Origin of the sequence: Hydrocarboniphaga sp. (assembly GCF_028291725.1) — a bacterium.
Taxonomy (GTDB): Bacteria; Pseudomonadota; Gammaproteobacteria; order Nevskiales; family Nevskiaceae; genus Hydrocarboniphaga.
The window spans coordinates 39722-60381 of record NZ_JAQGNT010000042.1; the positions used below are offsets into that span (position 1 = coordinate 39722).

Below are 20660 nucleotides of genomic sequence, written 5' to 3' on the forward strand. Positions count from 1 at the left end.
CATGACCCGCCGCTTTTGGGCGCCCAAACGGGTACAACGGCGGGTCATGACCCGCCCTACGGCGTCTTGCAGGTTTCGCATCACTGCGCATTCTCGGTGCCGATGCGGTTCAGCGCCGCGGACAAGGTGCTTTCCGCGTCCAGCATCGCCAGGCGCACGCGGCCTTCGGCGTCGGTGAACACCGCGTCGTACGCCACCGCCTGTTCGTGCGCCGCAGCCTTGATGCGGAAGCGCAGCGTCAGCGGACCGCTCGGTGCCGGCAGAGCGGGCACGCGCAGCACGCGGCCGAAGCGGCTCGGCAAGGCGCTCTGTTGGCGATGCACGCGGCCCCAGATCCAGGCCAGCTGTGCGGCGACATCAATCAGGCCCGGGTCGAACAGCCAGTCGCCGTCGACGCCGATCCAGTCCCGCAGATTGCTGACCGACACCATCGCGTCGACGCCTTCCGGTGCGACCGCGGTGATGTCGGTCAGCAGCCGGAAGCGGCCGGTGTGGAACAGCATGCGCTCGTAGGTCTGCGTCGGGTCCATGCGCTGGCCGCTGATGGCCGGCGGCACTTCGATCACCGGCGCTTCCAGTCGCTCGACCAGGCGTACCGAGGCGCGATACAGCGGCGCCTTGCGGCTGGGATCGGCGATGTCGACCGTCACGGTCTGTTCGCCGGGGCCGGAATGGCTGGTGGCCTTGGCGCGGATTTCGATTTCGCGAGTCGCGCCCGGCTCCAGCACCACACCGGCGAGCGTGCGCAGATCCTGCACTTCCGCAACCTGCCAGCCGGGCCAGCCCTGCCCGACCATCTGCGCGACCCATTCGGTCGCCGCCGCCGCCGGCAGCACCGGACGGCCGTCGATGACGTGGTCGCCGAGGTAGGGATCGCTGTCGAGGCCGAAGCGATGCGTCAGCACCAGCGCACCGCCGGCGCCCATGCGCAGCGGACCGCGCACCAGCGGATACAGCGAGCTGCCCGCGGCGACCGCTTCGGGTGCGTCGCTGGCTTCCATCGATTGCCAGGGGCCACGGCCGATCACGATCTCGACTTCATGCTTGGGCCCGCAGGCGAGTTCGCGCAGGAAATAGCGCCGGCCGCCGGCGACCGGGATCGGGTCGATGCCGCGTTCGCGGAACTGGCGCTTGACGGCTTCGCTGGCCATGCCGGCGTCCCAGGGCCCCCAGTTGGCCGCGATGACGCGCGTCTCCGGCCAGCGCCGCGACAAGGTCCACGCAAGGCGATTGCAGGCCTCGTTCGCGGAGGCGTAGTCGATCTGGCCCTTGTTGCCGTAGCGGCCGGCGACCGAGGTGAAGAACACCAGCAGCTTCAACGATTCCGGCCGCAGCTTCTTGCTCAGGATGTAGCTGGAATCGAGCTTGGTGTTGAACACGCGGGCGAAGGATTCGTCGGTCTTGTCGGCGATGCGGCGGTCTTCGATCACGCCGGCTCCGTGCAGCACCGCATCGATGCGACCGTAGTGCTGGTAGATGCCGTCGATGACACCGCCAAACGCAGCCTCGTCGCGCACGTCGCAAGAGAAGTAGCCAACGTTGGCACCGCGAGCGCGCAAGCGATCGAGATTGCCGCGGATTTCGCGCTCGGTCAGCAGCCTCGAGAGCGCGCGTTCGATGTCGACCGGCTTCGGCGTCTCGCCGCGGGCGCGGGCCTGGGCCAGCAGCACTTTCTTCAAGCCGGCCGTATCGGCCGCGATCGCGGTCTCAGCTGCTTCCGGCGCCGGTTCCGGCGTGCGGCCAAGCAGCACGAAGCTGATGCCCGGCACGGCCATTTCTTCCAGCAGCTCGGCGGTGATGCCGCGCGCGCCGCCGGTGGCGACGACCACCCAGTCCGCCGCCGGCTGCAGATGCGGCGCAAACGCGGTATCGGCCAGCGCCTCCTCGACCGTGCTCACGCTGTAGCGCGCGTCGCCGGTATGGCCGGCTTCGGGCGCGCGGTCATCGGCGAGCAACTCGTCGAGCAGATGCGAGGCGATGGTGTCGTCGGTCTGGCCGTTGAAGTCGACCGCGCGCAGCGTCGCGCTCGGATACTCGTCGCGCACGCAGTTCAGCAGGCCGTTGATGCCGCCGGCGAGCGGCGTGCCCGGGCCAACCGCGTCGCGGCCGAAAGTGCCGCCGAGTCGGCTGGCCGCGATCACGCGCATGTCGGCGAGCGATGCGCCGAAAGGCTTCAGCAGGCGGAACAGCGACAGCACGCTGCGTTCGCCGAGTTGTTGCCAGGCGGCCAGTGTTTCGGGCTCGTCTTCAGCGAGGCCGTGCAGATGGATCACGCCTTTGATGCTGCCATGCGCGGCCTGCGCCGCTTTGATGCCGGCTTCGATGCCGGCGGCGTCGATCGCGTCGATGCGCAGCGGCTTTAAATTCGCCTTCTGCAGATTCGCCAGCAGCTGCAGCACAATCGCGTCACAACCACCGGCGACGATCACCGCGCCCGACAGTGTCACGCGCTTGCTGGTCAGCGGCGCCGGCCGCGGGCGGATCACGTAGCGCGGCACGTCGCTGACGACGACCGGAGCTGCAATGACCGTGGGCGCGGCAGCGACGCTCGTCGTTACAGCAGGAGCAGCAGCCACCGGCGCTGCAGCGGAGCCGAGCTGCTGCAGAATCGCAGCGAGCGTCTTGGCACGCGTATAGCTTTCCATAGCCGTCTGCATCGCAGCCGCAGTGGCTTCAGGCAACTTCTTCTGCAGCGCACCGACAATCTCGACGCGCTTGATCGAATCGATGCCGAGATCGGCTTCGAGATCCGCATCCAGCGCCAGCATCTCGGCCGGATAACCAGTGCGATCGGCGACGATGTCGAGCAGCAGGCTGCGGTAGTCGATCGCAGCGACCGTGACCGGCGCAGCGGCAACGATGACCGGACCGGCAGCCGGCGCGCTGACGCCGCCGCCGAGCTTGGACAGGCTGTCGAGTATCGATGCGAGTGTCTTCGCGCGTGTGTAGCTTTCCATCGCCGCCTGCATCGCAGCGGCCGTCTCGGTCGGCAACTTCTTCTGTAGCGCGCCGACGATCTCGACACGCTTGATCGAGTCAATGCCGAGATCGGCTTCCAGATCCGCATCCAGCGCCAGCATCTCGGCCGGATAACCAGTGCGATCGGCGACGATCTCCAGCAGCACCGTCTTGTAGTCGACCGCGGGCGGCGCGGTGCTCGCGGCAACACTGGCCGCAACAGCGACCGGCGCGGCGCTGACAACCACCAGCGGCTGCACCAGATCGACGATCGTCCGCAGCGTCTTCGCGCGCGTCAGCTTTTCCATCTGCGCCTGCAGCGCTTCGGAGATCGAAGCCGGCAGCGCCTTCTGGAACGCGCCGACGATTTCGACGCGCTTGATCGAATCGATTCCCAAATCCGCTTCCAGATCGGCATCCAGCGACAGCATGTCTTCCGGATAGCCGGTGCGATCGGCGACCAGCTTCAGCAGCAGCGGCTGAATTTCAATCGCCGGCACAGCGGCCGTAACGGTGGCGACGACCGTGGCTGGCGCGGCAACGATGACCGGCGCAGCGCTCGCCGCGAGTTCAATCAGCGGCTGCAGAATCGCGTTCAGCGTCTTGGCTCGTGTATAGCGCTCCATTTGCGCCTGCATCGCCGCGCCGAGTTCGACAGGCAGCGATTTCTGCAGACTGCCGGCGATCTCGACGCGCTTGATCGAGTCGATGCCGAGTTCGGCTTCGAGATCCGCATCCAGCGCCAGCATGTCTTCAGGGTAACCGGTGCGATCGGCGACAATGCGCAGCAGCATCGCCGACAACGCCGCCGCATTGAGTCCGCTTGCGGCAGGCGCCGCTACGGGCGGCGCAGCCACAACAGCCGGCGCGGCAGCCACCGGCGCAACCGCGACTACCGGTGTCGGCATCTGCGGTAGATATGCCGGCGCCGGAACAGCCTGCGGAACGGCTTGCCCTGGCGCGCCGAGGAACTGCGAAATCACGCGCTCCTGCAGGCTCAGGAACTGACGCATGGTCTCGTGATAAGCCATCAGCGCTTCGCCGCTGTGCGCGGCCGGCATCGCCATCGGCTGCGATACATAAGCAGCAGGCTGCGCCGCAACCGGCGCCGGCACATGGACAATGTTCGGCGCCGGCTTCGGCGCGGCATCGAGAATCTTCTGAACGACCGCCTGTTTCACCTCGATCGTCTTCTCCAGCGTCATCGGCGGCATCTGGCCGGTGCGCAGAATCGGGTCCGCATGCGGACGCACGTAACCGCCGGAGATATACCAGGCCGTCGCCGGAATTTTGGCCGGCTGTGCACGCTCGGCAAGCTGCGCGAGCGACAGCGCCTCGACCGTGCGGCCATCGAACAGACGCGAGACTTCGAAGTCCACGCCCAGCGCCAGCAGATCGGCGAGGCCGGACAGCAGGCCGCGCAAACCGCCACCCTGACCATCGAGCGACACGCTGCGCGCGTCGCGGCCGGCAAGCGTCGCCGCGATCATGTTGCTGCAGATGCTCTTCGGGCCGAGTTCCAAGAACAGGCGCACGCCGTCGGCATAGAGGTTCTGCACCTCGGTGACGAATTCGACGCTGGACAGCAGATGCGCATCGAGCTGCGCGCGCATCGCATCAAGGCCGGCCGGATACTTCGCGCCGCTGCCATTGGAGTAAACCGCGAGCGTCGGCTCGGCGAACACGGTGCTCGCGATCGCAGCCGACAGCGGACCCTTGGCAGCCGCCATCAGCTCGGTGTGGAAGGCGCCGGAAACCGGCAGCCGGGTGACACGCAGACCGGCGCTGCTGATCGCTTCGACTGCTTTTTCAATTTGCGCAGCCGGACCGGAAATCACGGTCTGCTCGGGCGCATTGTGGTTGGCGACGACAACGCCGGCGAACGGCGAGATCTTGCTCAGCACCAGGTCGCGCGCGGCCTGCACCGCGGCCATTCCGCCGGGCGTGCCGCTGCTGGCGGCCTCCGCCATCACGCGGCCGCGCACCGCCGACAGCTTCAGGAAGCTGGCTTCGTCGATCACGCCGGCCGCATGCAGTGCGGCGAATTCGCCATAACTGTGGCCGGCGGCGGCGACGGCTTTCAGGCCAAGGCGACGCGCCAGATTCAGGTAACCGACTTCGAGCGCGCCGATCGCCGGCTGCGCGTAGCGTGTGTCGGTGAGGCGCATCTGCTGCGCGGCTTCGGTCTCAGCATTGAACGCCGATTCCGGCCAGATGCGGCGCGACAGGCGTTCCGGCAGTTCGCTGCTCAGCGTCGCGTCGGCGCGTTCGATCGCCGAGCGCATTTCGTCGACGAACATCGCCGCTTCGCTGCCCATGTCGACATACTGCGAGCCCTGCCCCGGGAACACGAAGGCGATCTGCGGCGCCGTGTTGGGGCGATCCAGCGCGAGCTTGATGTTCGGCGCCAGCGGCTTGCTTGGCGTAGCAAGATGCGCCAGCACCGCTTCCAGATCGGTGGTCAGCGCAGCCATGCTGCGCGCGGCCAGCGCAAGGCAAACCTTGGCGCCGCGGCGGCGGTCGGCTTCGCGAGCCAGGCCACGCGCCAGCACGGCGAGCTTCAGCCGACCTTTTTGCTGCATCATCGCCAGCACGCGCTCGACATCCGTGCGCAAAGCAGCGGCATCGGCCGCGCGGAACACACACAGTTCCTGCGTCCAGTTGCGCGAGCCGTTGATCTCGGGATTGGACATGCCGTCGCGATATTCCTCGACGACCGCATGGAAGTTGGTGCCGCCGAAACCGAACGCGGACACGCCGCCACGACGCGGCGTGCCGTCCGGGCTCGCCAGCCAGGGCCGTGGCTGTTTCAGGATGAAAGCTGCCGAAGTCGGATCGGTAATGGCGTCCAGCGGATCATCGACATTCGCATGCGCGGGCTGCACGCGGTGATACAGCGACATCGCCAGCTTGATCAGGCCGGCCATGCCGGCGCTGGCCTTGGTGTGGCCAAGAATGGTCTTGACCGAACCCAGCGCGACGCTGTTCGGTTCTGCGCCGTAGCTCTTCAGCGCGCGCGTGATGGTTTCGGCCTCGGCCTTGTCGCCGACCGCGGTGCCGGTACCGTGCGCTTCGATCATGCCCAGCGTCGCCGGCGTGAAGCCGGCCTTGCCGTAGGCGCGATTCAGCGCGCGGATCTGGCCGTCCGGACGCGGTGCGGTCATGCCCAGCGCCTTGCCGTCGCTGGAACCGGCGACGGCCTTGATCACCGCATAGATACGATCGCCGGCCGCTTCGGCGTCGGCGAGGCGCTTCAGCACGACCATGCTGACGCCTTCAGAAATCACGATGCCGTCCGCTTTTTTATCGAAGGCTTTCGACACGCCGTTCGGCGACAGCGCGCCGGTCTTGCTGAAGCACATGAAACCGTAGGGGCTCTGCACGGTATCGACTCCGCCGGCGATAGCGACATTGCTGCGGCCGGTTTCGAGTTCGTTGACCGCCATCGACAGCGCCGCCAGCGATGAGGCGCAGGCCGCGTCGACGGTGAAGTTCAAGCCACCGAAATCCAGGCGGTTGGCGACGCGCCCGGCGGTGACGTTCAGCAGCACGCCGGCGAAGGACTCGTTGGTCCATTCCGGCAAGCGCTCGAAGGCGCCGTCGTTCATGTCGCTGACGAAACGCGGCAGCTCCGAGCGCACGCCGTACTGCAGTCCGAGATCGCCGGCACCGCCCGAGGCACCGAGAATGATGCTGGTGTGCTCGCGATCGAAGTCGGTCAGGCCGGCGTCTTCGACGGCACGATTCACCGTCTCCAGCGTCAGCAGCTGCATCGGATCGATAGCCTTCATCGAGTTCGGCGGGATACCAAAGCGCGTCGGGTCGAACATCACCTCGTCGAGGAAGCCGCCCCACTTGCTGTAGATCTTGTCGCGCGCCGTGCGGTCCGCGTCGTAGTACAAGCGCCAGTCCCAGCGCTCGCGCGGCACCTCGGTGATCGCGCTGACCTTGCCCAATACGTTGTCCCAGTAGCTCTCGAGGTCCGGCGCCTTCGGCAGCAGCACGCCGATGCCGACGATGGCGATGTCCGAAGGCGCGGCCTTCTCGACCTTGGCCTGCACCACGTTGTCGAAGTTCGCCAGCAGTTCCTGCGAATCGCTGCAGACGCGGCTGTGCAGGTCGGCGACCGACATCGTAGCGTCGGTCAGCGTCGCAACCTGGCCGATCATGTACATGCCGTCGCTGAGCTGCTGCTCGGCGGCGATGTCGACGATCTTGCCGGACTCGTCGCGGTTCTTGCCCTTGGAGGCGATGCGCAGACGGCCCAGGTTCAGGTCTTCCAGCGTGTCGCGGATTTCGTCGGCGCTGCGGTTTTCGCGCATCAGTGAGCGGCGAGCGTCGAAGAAGTCGTGGGCGAATTTCGTGTCCGCGCAGCGCGTCGCGTGACCGGGACCGGTTTCCAGGTTGACCGTGCGCGCGCACAGCACGGCCTGGTCCTGAAAGCCCTGCACGATAGCGCCGCTGGACACAATCTCGTGCGTGAACAGATAAGCCGTGCCCATCAGCGCGCCGACTTTCATGCCGCGCGCGGCCAGCGGCGCGGTCAGCGCCGCGAGCATCGCGCCGGAGCGCGCATCGCTGATGCCGCCGGCGAACAGCAGATGCACGTCGGACTCGGTGCCCGGCGTAACAACGGCCAGCAGCACTTCGATCATCTGCTCCCACAGCGGGAAGCTGGTGATCGGGCCGATATGGCCGCCGCATTCGCGGCCTTCAAACACGAAGCGGCGCGCGCCCTGTTCGAGATACATCTTCAGCAGCGCCGGCGCCGGCGCGTGGATATAGGTCTTGATGCCGCGCTGCTCGAAAGCGGCGGCCTGGTCGGGCCGCCCGCCGGCAATCAGCGCATATGGCGGCTTGCACTTCCAGATCGCTTCGCACTGCTCGTCGCGCAAAGCCTGCGGGATGAAGCCGAGCATGCCGACGCCCCAGACCTTGTCGCCGGCCAGGCGCGCGGTTTCCTGCAGCATCTCCAGCACCTGGTCGCCGCGCATCAGCGCCAGCGCCAGAAACGGCAGCGCGCCGTTCTCGGTCACGCTGGCGGCAAACGCGGGGCTGTCGGAGACGCGCGTCATCGGCCCCTGAGCCAGCGGATAGCGCGTGTTCTGCGAAGCGGCCAGCGGCGAGCCTTCGGCGAGATGGCCCAGCTCGGCGGCCTGGCGCATCTGCTCGAAACTGATCTTGCGCAGCGCCTGCACCAGCTTGCCGACCCGCCGGTAGCGCTCGCGATAAATCGCGCCGGCACCGATACCCTGGCCGACCGGCATCAGCGAATTGTCCTCCCAGCCGACGCATGCATTCATCGCGCTGCGCCAGACTTCGAGCGACATCGTGCCGGCTTCGGCGGCGCGATTATCGGCGTCGGCCTGCTTCAGCGCGACCGCGGCCGGCTTGGCATAGACGCGGCAGCATGAGCCCAGCAGTTCGCCGAACAGCCGCGTCTCGGCGCCGACCAGGCGCGCGAGTTCGGTCTTGGTGGTGTCGCTCAGCGCGGAGCCGTCCATCAGCAACAGCTGGTCGTCGAGCACCACACCTGCAACACCAGCCGCTCGGCAACCAGCGGCGGTGTTGATGCCGACGCCGCCGCGCACGTAGATCGGCAATCTCGTCTTGCGCAGCAGCTTCTGCACCAGGATGTAGCTGGAATCCTCGCCGACCCAGCCTGGCGATTCGTGGCCCTTGGCGATGATGCCGTCTGGCGTCAGGCTCAGGTTGTCGAGATCATCAGTGGCGGTGACCTCGATCAACAGCCGGTTCTGCCCGCCGCGACACAGCGACTCGGCGCCGCTCAGCGAACCGCCGCGCTGCGCCAGCACCAGAGTCAGCGGCCGCTCGCCCGCGATCCCGATCAGCTGTTCGAGCAACGGCAGATGCACAGCCGTAGCCTGAACCCCGACGCGCCCGTCAGTTGTTGCCAGCAGCCGGCGGAAATTCGCCAGCGCGCGGGCTTCGTCGGTGCAGAACTCCAAATCCAGCAGCCCCACACCGCCGGCGCGCGCGGCGGCAACCGCGACCCCGGGGTGCGCCCAGCCAGCCGGGGCCAGCGCAATGATTTCGAAAGCTTGGCTGCTGATGATGCTGTTCATAACGACCTACCGTGCAGTGTGGACAGACCCTAACGGTTGTCGGGGCCGCGGACCTCGTCTGCTTAGGGTTTACGTCCTTCCAAAAATGGTATCTCGAGCACTTTTTCGTGCAGGATCGGACCATGGCCGAAATAGCCGCCCTCGCCGAAACACTCGCCGTGGTCGGCGGTGACGATGAAATGGGTATTGGTCGGCGCCTTGGAAATCAGCGCGTCGAGCACCTGATCCACGTACTCGACGGTCTTGACCTGCTGGCTGTGCAGCTGCCTCATCTGGTCATCGTCGAAGAAGCGGTCAGGCGCCTGTTCGCCCAGCTCGTCGTCCATGCGCTTGAACACGCCATGCACGCCGGAGATATGCGGCAGACCCTTGGGGTCGAGCATGTACGGGTAATGGGTCTCGCCGAGGTTCAGGAAGTGGAAGCTCGGCTCGTCGTCAAAGAACTCGATCTCGTCGACGATGCCGGCGAAGTCGTTGTGATTCGCCATCAGCTTGTAGTCGTCGAAATGCCTGTTCAGGTGCGACATCGGGTTCAGCACCGGCATCGAAACCCGGGCCACCGTCCGATAACCGTTGTCTTTCAATACCTTGGGCAGCGACAACTGAGGTACGAAGCTCTTGAACGACAGGTCCTTGATGCCGAGCCGATCGACCCACTGAGAGAACTCGTTCTTGTAGACCTCGGACGCAAACACGCCGCGCGGGCTCTCGTGCGGCACCATGCCCATCAGGTAGGTGTAATGCGACGGCGAGGTCCACGAGGCATAGGAATAGCGCCGGCTGCCTTCGGCAATGCGGTCCATATGCGGGCGTTTTGCACGCTGATAGCTGTCGAAGCGGCAACTGTCCATGACGATGAAGACGAGATTGTTTGCAGCCATAAAGATGCGTCGCTCTCTGTGACACTGTGCGGCCTGTTCCGGCCGATAACCGTTGCGACTGAGTCGCTGAACGGCAAGTGAACTCCCTAGACAGCTCCGAGGCTAGCACGCGTCTGAACCAGTCGATATATCAATATTCCTACACGTAACACCGCTAAACCGACGGTTCACGAAACGCGGCCAGCGTATTGAAATATCAGGCTTGTTACGCGGGCTCCGCGGACGGCTCCGCTACGCGGTATAAACCGCCCGCTGATCGCGGTTGATCATCTGACGATTTAGTCAGATGGGCCGACGAGCGGTCTATCGAAACCCATGAACGTGCGCTCGGGAATCCGGGTTCCCGCGGGATCTAGGGAGTCCAGGCTATGCCGGCCAATTTGCAATGCTCGCTCGATAGCGCCGCACCATGAAAAAAGCCGATACGTACGGAACGTATCGGCTTTTTTGCCCGCACAGCTGCCGCTTCGCGATTCTTCAGCCCTTGGGCTGCGCCACGACCCGGAGATAAGGCTTGATTTCCTTCCAGCCCTGGGGGAACAGCTTCTTGGCATCTTCACCGGTCACGGCCGGCACGATGATCACGTCTTCGCCCTGCTTCCAGTTCACCGGCGTCGCGACCTTGTATTGGTCGGTCAGCTGCAGCGAATCGATCACCCGCAGGATCTCGTCGAAGTTGCGCCCGGTGCTGGCCGGGTAAGTTAGCGTAAGGCGAATTTTCTTGTTCGGATCGATGACGAAGACCGAGCGCACGGTGAAGCGGTCGCTGGCATTGGGATGGATCATTCCATACAGGTTGGCGACCTTGAAATCCGGGTCGGCGATCAGCGGAAAATTCAGCGCCGTGCCCTGGGTTTCCTCGATGTCATGGCTCCAGCCTTCGTGATCGGCCAGCTTGTCGACCGACAGGCCGATCGCCTTGACGTTGCGCTTGTCGAACTCCGGCTTCAGCTTGGCGGTGTAACCGAGCTCGGTCGTGCATACCGGCGTGTAGTTCTTCGGATGCGAGAACAAAACACCCCAGGAACTGCCGAGCCAGTCGTGGAAATGGAGGGGTCCGGCCGTGGTATCGGCCTCGAAATCAGGGGCGATATCGCCCAGTTGCAGTGCCATGGTTTTCTCCGTCGATAAGCATTGCTCAGCTTGGAACTAGGATGCCGCGCCTACAAGTAAATTCAAGGCATAAGCACAGATGGAATCGCCGAGCGATTCAGCGCAAAAACCGCTTTGCGCGAACGCCGCTGGAATCGCAGGCCCAAACCGATCGCAGCGATCGCCAGGCCGACGATGAAACCGCACCATACACCTGCCGGCCCGATCGACGTTCCCAGCGACAGCCAGGCCGCGATCGGCAGGCCCGCGAGCCAGTAGGCCGAAACCGTCACCGCCATCGGCACCCGCGTGTCCTTGAAGCCGCGTAGCGCGCCATTGGTCGTCGCCTGAAGGCAGTCGAACAACTGAAAAATTGCAGCCAGCATCAGGAAACGGACCGCGAGATTCGCGATTTCGGGCACGCCGGTATACAGCGCAACCACCGAGCGCGAGAACAGCGCCATACATATGGCCGACACCACGGCGAATGCGGCGCCCAGCAGAATACCGGTGCGTCCGCGCAGCACTGCGGTCACCGCGTCGCCTGCCCCGACCGCCTGCCCTACCCGCACCGCGGTCGCAAGGCCGATCGACAGCGGCACCATGAAAACCAGCGACGCAAAATTGATCGCGATCTGATGCGCCGCCACGACGCTGCCGCCGAAATGCGCCATCAGCAGGGCGCCCAGATTGAACAGCCAGGCTTCGGCGACGACGCTGGCGCAGATCGGAACGCCGAGCGTGAAAATTTCGCGCAGCTCGGGAGTCAAGCTCGGCCGTCCGGCAAACAGCCGCATCGCGCGCAGCCTCGGGTCTACCCGGTATAACAAGGCATAAACCAGCGTCATGCACCAGACCGCGATGACCGTGCCCCAGGCGGTGCCGACGGCGCCCAGCGCCGGGAAGCCGAGATAGCCATACATCAGCGGCAGATTCGCCAGCGCATTGACCAGCAACGCGACAATGCCGGCAACGACCGGCGCACGTGTGGCGCCATTGCCTTCGCAGCCGTTGCGCATCACGAAGCACAGGCAGAACGGAATCGCGGCCCAGGAAATCGCACGCAGATAGCCTTCGGACAGGCCGCGCGTGATCGCCTCGAGCCTGAGCAGATCGAGCACCGGATCGGCGACCAGGTTGATCAGCAGCGTCCACACGCCACCCAGCGTCACCGCGAGCAGCAGCGTATTGCGCAGCAAGCTGCCGGTCTCAGCAGCCGGACGCCCGGCGCCGACGCGCTGCGCGACGATCGGCGACACCGACATGAACAGGCCCATGAAAATGATGAAAGTCAGGAACCAGACGTTGGCACCCACCGCGACCGCGGCCAGCGCAACCGGGCCCAGACGCCCGGCCATCACGGTGTCGACGGTGTGCATACCGACGAACGAAAGCTGCGCCGCAATCAGCGGCGCGGCGAGAACCAGGTTATGGCGCGCCTCGGCCCGCAGCAGCCTGCCGCGAGATTCGGGGGCGACCGGTGGGCGGTCGATGAACATGATGACGATATCGGAAGGTGTACCCGGCGCGTTCGGCCACCGGACAAAACATCGCCGGCGGGGGCCAGCAAAAGGGGCGCCATGCTAGTGCCGGTCACCGCCAAAGCCAAGTTCGCATCTCGCTACTTGAGCGCGCCGATCGGTCGATAGCAGCCGTCCGTCGGCAGCAAGGTCTGTAAGTCGTGCTGATGAGGATCATTTGATGATCCCGGTCTGCGAGCGCTCCGTGAATCAGTTCCAGATATTCAGCGTTACCGAGCTGAGCCGCCGCCACTGGCTGCGGCGCAGCCACATGCTGGCCTTGCTGGCCCTGGGCTGGCTCGGCGGCACCCTGATGAGCCAGGCGAGGGATGCCGACTCGATCGCGCCAACGCCCTTGAACCGTGCCGTCGCCGACGGAAGACTGCTGGCCCCGGCCTCGCCGACACCGGTTTTGGAATGCCCCCAGCTGTCCGCGACCGGCCTGCGTCTGGATTGCAGGCTGAGCCCGCCGACGGCCCGCTGATCGCCACATCGGTAGGTTGGCAATCCCTTGCCGACACGAGGTCTCGATTGCGCATAGCGCCGCGCACGTCGGCAAAGGATTGCCGACGTGCGCGAGAGATCTCAGCCGCTGGCTGCCAGCAATCTCGCATTGCCACCCACTGCCGAGGTATTGACCGTCAGCGTGCGTTCCGCCAGAAACCGCAACAGGTAGTGCGGTCCACCGGCTTTCGGGCCGGTACCGGACAGGCCTTCTCCACCGAAAGGCTGACAGCCGACCACCGCGCCGGTCATTCCGCGATTGATGTAGCAGTTGCCAACCCGCGCCTGCGTCTGGACTCGCCGCCAGGTGCTCTCCACGCGTGAATGCACGCCCAGGGTCAGGCCATAAGCGCTGCGATTGATGCCGGCGATCACCTCGTCGAGATCGCGCGCGCGGTAGCGCACGACATGCAGGATCGGGCCGAAATATTCGCCGTCGAGCTGCCCGATATCTTCGATCGCCGCGACCGTCGGCGGGAAGTAAGTGCCGTGCTTGCAGGAATCCGGCAGCGCCAGCTGTTCGAGCACACTGCCTTTGGCATGCAGCCGCGCCGCGTGGCCGGCGAGCCGCCCGCGCGCGGCCTCGTCGATGACTGGGCCGATGTCGGTGCCGAGCAGCGCCGGATCGCCGATCACCAGCTCCTGCATCGCGCCGCCGAGCATGTGCAGAACCTTGTCGGCGATCTCGTTCTGCAGATGCAGCACGCGCAGCGCGGAGCAGCGCTGGCCGGCGGAATGGAAGGCCGACACGATGCTGTCCTTGACCACCTGCTCGGGCAGCGCCGACGAGTCGACGATCATCGCGTTCTGGCCGCCGGTTTCCGCGATCAGGGTGGCGATCGGACCGCGGCGAGCCGCCAGCTGCCGATTGATCGCATGCGCGACGTCCACCGAGCCGGTGAACGCGACGCCGGCGATTTCGGCGCTGCCGCACAGCGCCGCGCCGACCTCGCCTTCACCGAGCACGCACTGCAGCACATCCGCCGGAATGCCGGCATCGCGCAGCAGCTGCACCATCGTCACGGCGACCAGGTTGGTCTGCTCGGCGGGCTTGGCGACCACAGTGTTGCCGGTGACCAGCGCGGCCGCGATCTGGCCCGTGAAAATCGCCAGCGGAAAGTTCCACGGCGAGATGCAGACGAACACGCCCTTGCCGTGCAGCTGCAGTTCGTTGTGCTCGCCGGTCGGGCCGTTCATCACTTCCGGCGCCGCCTGCAGCCGGCGTGCGTGCACCGCGTAGTAGCGCAGGAAATCGGCCGCCTCGCGGACCTCCGTGATCGCGTCGCCGATGGTCTTGCCGGCTTCGCGGATCAGCAGATGCATGAATTCGGCGCGGCGCGACTCCAGGCGATCGGCGGCGCGCTCGAGCATTTCGGCGCGCACCGCTACCGGCGTCGCGTTCCATCGCGGCTGCGCTTTCACCGCCGCGTCGATCACGGCCGGCACGCGCGCAGGATCGAAGGCGATCCACTCGCCGAGCACGCGGCGGCGATCTGCCGGATCGGTCACCGGCCGGGCCTTGCCCGCAGGCGCGGCGCCGGAGGCAAGCAGTGATTCGGCACGCGTGGTCACCGCCACTGAGGCCAGCGCCGCCGACAGCTCCAGCATCGCCGCTTCGTCGGCCAGATTGAGCCCGGCCGAATTGCGTCGCGCCGAGCCGTACAGATCCTGCGGCAAGGGCAACGAGGGGTTGATCTTGACCGGCAAGGCCTGCACCGCCGCAACCGGATCGGCGACCAGCTGTTCGGGCTCGGCCTGCTCGTCGAAGATGCGATTGACGAACGAGGTATTGGCGCCGTTCTCCAGCAGACGGCGCACCAGGTAGGGCAGCAGGTCTTCATGCGAGCCGACCGGGGCGTACACCCGGCAGGGCGCCGGCCATTCTTCCTTGACCACGTCGTAGAGCGCCTCACCCATGCCATGCAGACGCTGGAATTCGTAGCCTGTGGCCGCTGTCGCAGCCGGATAACCGGCGCCGGCCTTCAGCGAATGATCATCGCCGGCATAAGCGCGGATCGCGGCGATGGTGTGCGCGTTGTGTGTCGCGAACATCGGATAGAACGTCTCGCGCCGGCTCAGCAGCTTGCGCGCACAGGCCAGGTAGGCGACGTCGGTATTCGGTTTGCGCGTGAATACCGGATAACCGGCGAGCCCCTGCTCCTGGCTGCGCTTGACCTCGGTGTCCCAGTACGCGCCCTTGACCAGGCGCACCGCGAGCCGGCGCCTGGTGGTGAGCGCCAGTTCCTCGAGCCAGTCGATCAGCGCCGGCGCCCGCTTCTGGAACGCCTGCACCGCGATACCGAAGCCGCCCCAGCCGGACAGCGAGGGGTCCGCGAACACCGGCGCGACGATGTCCAGCGACAGCTCCAGGCGATCGGCCTCTTCGGCGTCGACGGTCAGGCCGATGTTCTGCGCGCGCGCCATCTGCGCCAGCGCCAGCAGGCGCGGCCTCAGCTCGATGCATACGCGCGAGCGATGCGCGAACTCGTAGCGCGGATGCAGCGCCGACAGCTTGATCGAGATGCCGGGGCGCTGGGCCACGTCGCCGTCGTGGTTCGGATCGGGATAGCTGCCGATCGCGTCGATCGCATCGCGATACGCCTTGAAATAGCGGTCCGCATCGGCCTGGGTCAGCGCCGCCTCGCCGAGCATGTCGAAGCTGTGCAGGTAGCTGCGCTGGTCGCGGTCGCGACTGTTCTTGAGTGCCTCGGCAATGTCGCGGCCCATCACGAACTGGTGGCCCATCAGCTTCATCGCCTGACGCACCGCGAGGCGGATCACCGGCTCGCTGGAACGCCCCACCATGCGGTTGATCGCGGCACGGAAGTTGTTAGCGGTTTGCGGCGACAGGCGCACGATGCGGCCGGTCAGCATCAGCCCCCAGGTCGAGGCATTGACGAACAGGGAATCACTGCGGCCCAGGTGTTTCTCCCAGTCAGCGCCGGACAGCTTGTCGGCGATCAAGGCTTCGGCGGTTTCGTCGTCCGGGATGCGCAGCAGCGCTTCGGCGAGGCACATCAGCAGCACGCCCTCTTCCGACGACAGGTCGTACTGGCGCATGAAGGCATCCAGCGGGCTCTGGCCGCTCTTGAGTCCGCGCACGCGCCGCACCCACTCCGCCGCGCTGCGTTGTACGCTGGCGGCCTGCTCGGGAGGCAGCTCGGCCAGAGCGCAGAGGCGGTTGATCAGGCTGGTCTCGTCGGCAAGCCAGTGCCCGGTGATCGCCAGGAAGCGCGCGTCGCGCGACGGCGGTGCATCGGCGAATACGAACTTCGAGGAAACGGTCATGTCGGGGAGTCCAGACAGAATGTTGGTCATTGTAGAAGCCAGGTGCCGGGTATCGCCCCCGGGGAAAGAACCCAGTCCCAGCCCTGGTCATTGCTCATGAACGCCGCGCCCGCAGCTGTCGGGGGTGAGGAGCGCTCGCCGCGCCCGCTGGCGATACGCCTGCTCAACCGGATCGGCCGCAGTGCGCCCAGCGCACCCAGCCTCGATCCGGCCGCACTGATTGCCCGCGCCGAGCGCGCCACCGGCCTGAGCGACTGGGGCGACTACGATTTCCGCGAGGGCCTGCAAGTTCTGACTCGCTCGCTGGCACAGGATTCGCAGCTCAATACCATCGGCCGCGTGCTGCTGCGCGAATACCTGCACCGCACGCTCAGCAACCGCCTTCTGCTGCGCCGCGATCTGCTCGCCCACCCAGAAATTCTGGATGTCGAAGTGCGGCGTCCGCTGTTCATCGTCGGCCTGCCGCGTACCGGCTCGACGATGTTGCAGCGCCTGCTGGCCCGCGATCCCGCGGTGCGCTCGCTGCAGACCTGGGAAATGTTTCATCCCTCGCCCCCACCCGAAGCCGCGACCTACCTGAGCGACCCCCGCATCAAGCAGACCGCGCGGCGCTTGAAATCACTGGACTGGATGGCGCCGGACTTCGCGACCGCGCACGAGTTGGTGGCCGGCGAACCCGAGGAGTGCGTAGGCCTGCTACAGGCGACGATGAAAACCGCAGCCTACGAGCTGATGGCGCGGATTCCTTCGTATGAACGATGGTTCGACCAGCAGGATCTGCGCGCTGCCTACGCCGACTACCGCGTGCAGCTGCAGCATCTGCAATGGCGGCATCCCAAGGATCACTGGGTGCTGAAATCACCGTTCCATATCTATGGCCTCGAGGCGTTGCTCGATACTTTCCCGGACGCAGTGATCGTGCAGACGCATCGCGATCCCGCGCAGGTGATGCCGTCGTTGTGCAGCCTGTTCAGCGTGATGCATACGCTGACCAGCGATAACGCGCCGCTGCAGGAACTGGGGCCGAACATTCTGTCACGTATCAGCGGCGTCAACGACCGCACGATCGAACTGCGCGAACGCATCGGCGACGCGCGCTTCGCCGATGTCGGTTACCGCGCGATGGTGGCCGATCCACTCAAAGCGATTGGCGAAATCTACGAGCGCTTCGGCTACGGCTTCACGCCGCAGGCGCAACAGGCGATGTTGTCCTGGAAGGACGCCAATCCGCAGCACAAGCGCGGCCGCCACCAGTACACGCTCGAGCAATTCGGCCTGACCGAAGCTGCCGTCGATCGGCAGTTCGCCCGCTACCGCGAACGCTTCCATCAGCATCTCTAAGCCCTTGATGCACCGCCGCCAGGCTTAAGCCGGCGGCAAGCCGGCGCTGCTGAGACTCGCCGCACCAAGGGACACGTCGCGGCACCGGCCGACGACCAGGAGAACGCTGGGGATGTTGGTATCGGTGATCAGGCTGTCTGCACTCGGCGCGCGCGCGCCGTCCGCCGCTCTGCTGATGGCGCCGTCCCTGTTGCTGTTGTGCTCATGCGCATCGCAACAAAACGCGCCGTCCGCCTCCGTGCCGGAGACGAGCGCCGAACCCTCGGCGCAGCAAAAGCCTGCGACGGACGCAGTCGAAACCGCGACCGACGAAACCACGCCGACCGAAGCGGCCGACTCTGCCGGAACGCTGGCCGCCATCGAGCATCCGGCCGGCGAGGCCGAAACCACGGACACGAACAAGCATCGCGGCAGTCAAAACACCGATCACTCGGTGATCGTCACCGACAAGGCGAACGTGTCCCAGGCAACGCCGGAGGCGCCGGTACAGCCCGAGCCCGACCAGACCGCAGGCCCGGCAGAGCCGCCGACGACGGCGACGTCGGCCAATGATCCCTGCGACCGTCCCGAACGTGCCGACGAAATCATGCTGATCGACGACACCCGCGAATTGCTCGAGGAGCAGACCTGCAACGCCGCGCTGTGGCTCGACGGTCTGTTCGGCAAGTCCGGCGATGCCGCGTCGGCACGCCGCACCCGCGGCTTCCTTGAGGTGTCCAACGTTTATTCCCAGTTCGAGGGCTTCGACTCGCGGGCGCGGCTGCATGTCGAATTCGATCTGCCCACGGCCAAGAACCAGCTCTCGGCCTTCGTCGGCCGCGAGAACGACGAGGACTTCGTGCGCGGACGTACCGATACCTCGGAACTGCGCTCCACCTTCCCGACCCTGAGCGAACAGAACGAATGGCTGGCCGGCCTCGGCTACAGCCTGCCGGACCGGCACAACCTGCAGACCAGCTTTCGTGTCGGCGTGCGCGGCCTCGGCCCGCCGATGGGCTTTGTACAGGGACAGCTGCGCTACACGCTCTACTCGGACGACGACGACGTCGCCTACATCAAGACCACGCCGTTCTGGAATACCGACGATGGCTTTGGCGTAACTCAGAGCTTCGACTACAGCCACGTGCTATCCCAGCATTACCTGGCACGCTGGTACACGGTCGGCACGGTCTCGCAACAAACCGGCGGGCTGAACTGGCGCAACTCCGCAATCCTCTACCACAACCTGAAAAACAAGCGCGGCCTGGCTTACGAACTCTTCATCCGCGGCGAGACCGATGAACCCGAGCCGCTCTACGAGTACGGCGGGCGCGTGCTGTACCGGCACCCTTTTCTCAGCGATCGCCTGTTCGCCGAATGGGCGGCCGGATACAGTTTTCCGCGTACCGATCCGAACCTGCCGCGCGACGGCTCGGCGAGCATCGGCGTGTCGCTGGAGCTGCCTTTTGGCGACCCGCGCGAGTAAAGGCTCGTCAGTGACCGGGTGACGCTGTCCGAGTCGGCCTCGTACAATCTGCAACCTGCATCCCCGTTGGCATCCAAGGACCTGCGTGAACATCACTATTTTCGGCTCCGGCTACGTCGGCCTGGTCACCGCGGCGTGTTTTGCCGATGCGGGTAACGACGTGCTGTGCGTGGACGTGGACCCGGCCAAGGTCGAGCGGCTGCGCCGCGGCGAGTGCCCGATCTATGAACCGGGCCTGGAGGACATGCTCCAGCGCAATGTCCGCGACGGCCGCATGCGCTTCACCATCGACGCCGGCGAAGGCGTCGCCCACGGCACTTACCAGTTCATCGCCGTCGGCACCCCGCCCAACGAGGACGGCTCGGCCGACATGCAGTACGTGCTCGCGGTGGCGAACTCGATCGGCCAGCACATGGACCAGTACCGCGTCGTCATCAGCAAGTCGACCGTGCCGGTGGGCACCGCTGACCGGGTCCAGCAGACCCTCGCCGCGGCGCTGGCAGCGCGCGGCGTCAGCGTCCCCTTCGACGTGGTCAGCAACCCCGAATTCCTCAAGGAAGGCGCCGCGGTGGCCGATTTCAACAAGCCCGACCGCATCATCGTCGGCGCCTCCAGCGAGCGCGCCGCGGACGCGATGCACACGCTCTACGCGCCCTTCAACCGCAACCACGACAAGCTGATCGTGATGGACGTGCGCAGCTCCGAGCTGACCAAGTACGCCGCCAACGCGATGCTCGCCACCAAGATCAGCTTCATGAACGAGATCGCCAATCTCGCCGAAGCCCTCGGCGCGGACGTCGAGAAGGTGCGCGTCGGCATCGGCGCCGATCCGCGCATCGGCTACCACTTCATCTACCCGGGCTGCGGCTACGGCGGCAGCTGCTTCCCCAAGGACGTCAAGGCGCTGGTGCATACCGCTGGCGGCGCGAACTTCGATGCGCAGTTGCTGCAGGCGGTGGAGTCGGTGAACAACCGGCAGAAAACACGGGTCTACGCCAAGCTCGAAAAGAGTCTCGGCTCGCTGCGCGGCATGACCATTGCGCTGTGGGGCCTGGCGTTCAAGCCGCTGACCGACGATATGCGCGAGGCCCCGAGCCGCGACCTGATGGAGGCAGTCTGGGCGGCCGGCGGCACGATCCGGGCTTACGACCCGGTCGCCAGCCACGAGTGCCTGCGCCTCTACGGCGAGCGGCCGGACCTGATCCTGGTGAATACCCCCGAAGCCGCCTGCGACGGCGCCGATGCGCTGGCGATCGTCACCGAGTGGCGCGTGTTCCATTCGCCAAACTTCGCGCGGCTGAAGACGCTGCTGAAGAACCCGGTGATCGTCGATGGACGCAATCTGTACGAACCCGAGGTTCTGAAACAGGCCGGATTCCACTACTACGCGATCGGCCGCGGCGAGATCTGAAACGATCACCGCAAAACTTCAATCCGCAACGGTAGGAGCGGGTCATACCCGCGACTGTGCTCTTCAAGGTCGCAGTCGCGGGTATGACCCGCTCCTACCGTTCCATGCCACAGG

Annotated in this window: 9 protein-coding genes; 4 read left to right on the top strand and 5 right to left on the bottom strand. The window is 65.9% G+C overall.

The window, feature by feature from the left end; genetic code table 11:
• Positions 1-80: 80 nt before the first annotated feature.
• The 4 genes from JWQ90_RS11405 to JWQ90_RS11420 form a co-directional block, all read right to left on the bottom strand.
• Positions 81-9044: a type I polyketide synthase gene (locus tag JWQ90_RS11405; RefSeq protein ID WP_299693737.1), complete on the bottom strand. Its 8964-nt coding sequence runs from the start codon at positions 9042-9044 to the stop codon at positions 81-83.
• Between the two features lie 62 nt (positions 9045-9106).
• The gene (locus JWQ90_RS11410; protein ID WP_299693740.1) at positions 9107-9925 is read right to left on the bottom strand and encodes a sulfatase-like hydrolase/transferase; all 819 of its coding nucleotides are present in this window, start codon (positions 9923-9925) and stop codon (positions 9107-9109) included.
• A 477-nt stretch (positions 9926-10402) separates the two neighbouring features.
• Complete coding sequence (locus JWQ90_RS11415) at positions 10403-11038, bottom strand: peroxiredoxin (protein WP_299693743.1); 636 nt, start codon at positions 11036-11038, stop codon at positions 10403-10405.
• A 62-nt stretch (positions 11039-11100) separates the two neighbouring features.
• Positions 11101-12516, bottom strand: a complete 1416-nt coding sequence (locus tag JWQ90_RS11420; RefSeq protein ID WP_299693746.1) for an MATE family efflux transporter — start codon at positions 12514-12516, stop codon at positions 11101-11103.
• A 202-nt stretch (positions 12517-12718) separates the two neighbouring features.
• Between JWQ90_RS11420 and JWQ90_RS11425 the strand changes: the two genes are divergently transcribed.
• Positions 12719-13021: a hypothetical protein gene (locus JWQ90_RS11425; protein ID WP_299693749.1), complete on the top strand. Its 303-nt coding sequence runs from the start codon at positions 12719-12721 to the stop codon at positions 13019-13021.
• A 101-nt stretch (positions 13022-13122) separates the two neighbouring features.
• On the opposite strand, the gene putA is transcribed toward JWQ90_RS11425, so the two are convergent.
• The gene (gene putA / locus JWQ90_RS11430) at positions 13123-16329 is read right to left on the bottom strand and encodes a bifunctional proline dehydrogenase/L-glutamate gamma-semialdehyde dehydrogenase PutA (protein WP_299693752.1); all 3207 of its coding nucleotides are present in this window, start codon (positions 16327-16329) and stop codon (positions 13123-13125) included.
• Between the two features lie 96 nt (positions 16330-16425).
• Here putA and JWQ90_RS11435 point away from each other — a divergent pair, with 96 nt between their 5' ends.
• The 3 genes from JWQ90_RS11435 (at position 16426) to JWQ90_RS11445 (ending at position 20546) form a co-directional block, all read left to right on the top strand.
• On the top strand, positions 16426-17670 hold the full coding sequence (locus tag JWQ90_RS11435) for a sulfotransferase (protein ID WP_299693755.1): 1245 nt from the start codon (positions 16426-16428) through the stop codon (positions 17668-17670).
• Between the two features lie 112 nt (positions 17671-17782).
• Complete coding sequence (locus JWQ90_RS11440) at positions 17783-19135, top strand: hypothetical protein (protein WP_299693758.1); 1353 nt, start codon at positions 17783-17785, stop codon at positions 19133-19135.
• A gap of 85 nt (positions 19136-19220) precedes the next feature.
• Positions 19221-20546 (top strand): UDP-glucose/GDP-mannose dehydrogenase family protein, encoded by a 1326-nt coding sequence (locus JWQ90_RS11445; RefSeq protein ID WP_299693760.1) that lies wholly within the window; start codon positions 19221-19223, stop codon positions 20544-20546.
• The last annotated feature ends 114 nt before the right edge of the window (positions 20547-20660 follow it).